This is a genomic window from Rhodococcus sp. P4_B6 (assembly GCF_056402215.1).
On record NZ_JBFUHV010000391.1, the window covers coordinates 1 to 2,402 of the forward strand.

At 56.6% G+C, this 2,402-nt stretch carries 3 protein-coding genes; all 3 read right to left on the bottom strand.

Annotation, left to right across the window (positions count from 1 at the left end; genetic code table 11):
• The coding region (locus tag AC1DWT_RS50840) for a TetR/AcrR family transcriptional regulator (RefSeq protein WP_477926221.1) at window positions 1–461 on the bottom strand (461 nt) is incomplete at its 3' end.
• 916 nt (window positions 462–1,377) lie between these two features.
• Entirely contained in the window at window positions 1,378–1,569 is a 192-nt protein-coding gene (locus AC1DWT_RS50845) for a ferredoxin (protein WP_105417969.1), read from the bottom strand.
• A gap of 93 nt (window positions 1,570–1,662) precedes the next feature.
• Window positions 1,663–2,402, bottom strand: a 740-nt coding sequence (locus AC1DWT_RS50850) for an SDR family oxidoreductase (RefSeq protein ID WP_477926222.1), incomplete at its 5' end; no start/stop codon positions are given.

The following is a 2,402-nucleotide window of genomic DNA, read 5'->3' on the forward strand; positions in this document are numbered from 1 at the left end:
GTCCTCGCCTCTTTCAGAAAAGGCTCCCAAAGGTCGGCCGTCAACTCGGCAGCCAACTCAAGAGTTTCCGACCACGACTCTCCTCGCTGATTTGCCGGGGCCAGAACCATAGCCACGATCGGATCTTCGCGCGCCAAGGCGACGGTATGAATCAGACCCGCAATGAAATTATCCTCAAAGGATCCCTCCCTTTGAAGAAGTTCCCTGCTAGCCTCCAGCACTTCTCGAGCGCGCCAATCGATCAGCACTGAGGTCAATTCAGTACGATCCTGGAAGTACCGGTATACCGTCGGACGTGAAACTCCAGCCTCCGTCGCTATATCCTCCATCGTCGTCTTCGCCAAACCGAAGCGCAAGATCACCTTCTGCGCAGCATGGAGAATCTGCGAGCGGGCTTCCTCGCCATCTTTGCTGAGGACGTTCCCTGCTTTCCTGCGCGCCATGTCACCTTGAGCTTCCACTCGGTTATCAAACTATTCAGCGTGGCCTATAAATCACTAGCGGTTCGCGACGGCTGGACGTACACGTATTGCACGATCACCACGCTTCAAGTATACAACATTCGTTTGTCGTCTCAACGACAACACGAAGGACCGCCTCGGCGCTGGTTGACATGACCCCCGGAGGGCGGGATGCACCCTCGCACTGCCCGTCTCACAGGCCCTGGCACTACGCTCACGTAGTGAACACCGCCCTTCGACGGCAATCCGATGCCAATTCATCGTCACCCGAGCTGGCCTTAGTCGCATCACCCCGAGGAACATGCAGCCCGTGTGCTCATAGATCTGGAGCACCGCGGTTTTAGCGCGCTACCTCTGCGAGCGGAGATCGTCCTCCAACAGGATCGGCGGATCCTCGATCGGGGTCGTCTTCCCCACGTCGTGAAACGCCGTCGCGCTACTCGATCGGTACGATAGTCGTGCACTCACGAATATCGGTTTTAGTTCAACGCCTGCCATAAGCGGAAGCATTGTTCAGCAATGGATTACGAGAATCCTGGCGCGGATCGCGACTACGCGCAATACAATCTCTCTTCCTTCTCGCGCAAGCACCGCATTGTCACACATGTCGGCGAATCTCGATTGCCCGCGGCATTTGTCGAGGCTCACATCGTCGGCGGGGCAATCAAAGCTCAACCGGACCGACCCGCAGGGGATCGTGCTGCGGGGTCCGACTTCTCGACGAGTCAATGTTGCTCGCCGCAGTGCGCCTGCTAATGGGCGATCCGCCACCGCAGCTCTGCGAGCATGCCCACAACGTGCAGGATGTCCACTGTGTGGGCCGCCAGATTACGAGAGGGGTCACCTTTTCATAGTTTCGGGGTCGGATTCGGGGCATCCGGCCGTGTAGGTAATTGTGATGCCGCGATGTCGATGTTCATTCTTTCATCGAAATTGCAGTCTCGGGACAATTTTCGGCCGCGCTCCGCGCGCTATCAAGGTACTCGACCGCTGGCCGAAGGTCGGTCACAATTCCCATGCCTTCTTCATCCATATCGAATACTTCGGGAGCTAATAGATAACAGCGGCCATGCCCCTGACATTTGGTCGTGTCAATCTCAACTCGCATTTCTAACTCCTTTCCAATCTATTGGATCAGGGTGACTTCCGTTTACACGGAAGACGCACCTGAATTGCAGCCTTATGTGCACTGCGTGACAGCTCAAGGCTTTACGGTGTTTCCAGCGTCAACCGCGAGTGCAACACCAGTGACATAGCGGGCTTCATCGCTCGCGAGCCATAGCACCGCATTACTAATCTCAATCGGCAGCAATAGCGGCACAGGCGCGTATTCTGCATCAGGATCCGCATCGAGGTCAGGCAGGATGTTGGTGGCCCCCGCTAGCCCAGTCACACTGCTACCAATAATCGCCATCGTTCGATCACTGAACGTTCCCATACCTTCGGTAAGGACGCCAGTTGGGTGAACAGTATTCACACGGATCTTGTACCGCGAGAGTTCGTTGGCGAAGGCCTTCATCAGGCCCACCACGCCATGTTTGCTTGCCGCATAATGCGCGTACGGCGTATGCCCGCGAAGGCCGGCCGTTGAAGACGTAAGGATGATCGATCCTCCGCGCTTGGACTCGACCATGTATGGAGCTGTTGCAACGACTGTGTTCCAGACACCCTTCAAATTGGTATCTAGTACAGCATCGACAGCGTCCTCCGGGATATCCCAACTGTGCTCGTGCACCGTCATAATGCCAGCGTTGGCACATACGATGTCGATCCGGCCGAACGCTTCGATACCGACCTCGACGGCACCCGTCAGCGCAGCCCTATCACGAACGTCAGCGACGGCGCTGACACACTTCTGGCCAGTCTTTTCGACAAGCGCCCTGGTCTCCTCCAGATCTTCCCGTGTCGCGGCCTTGTAGTCCACCAAGGAATGAATAGGGG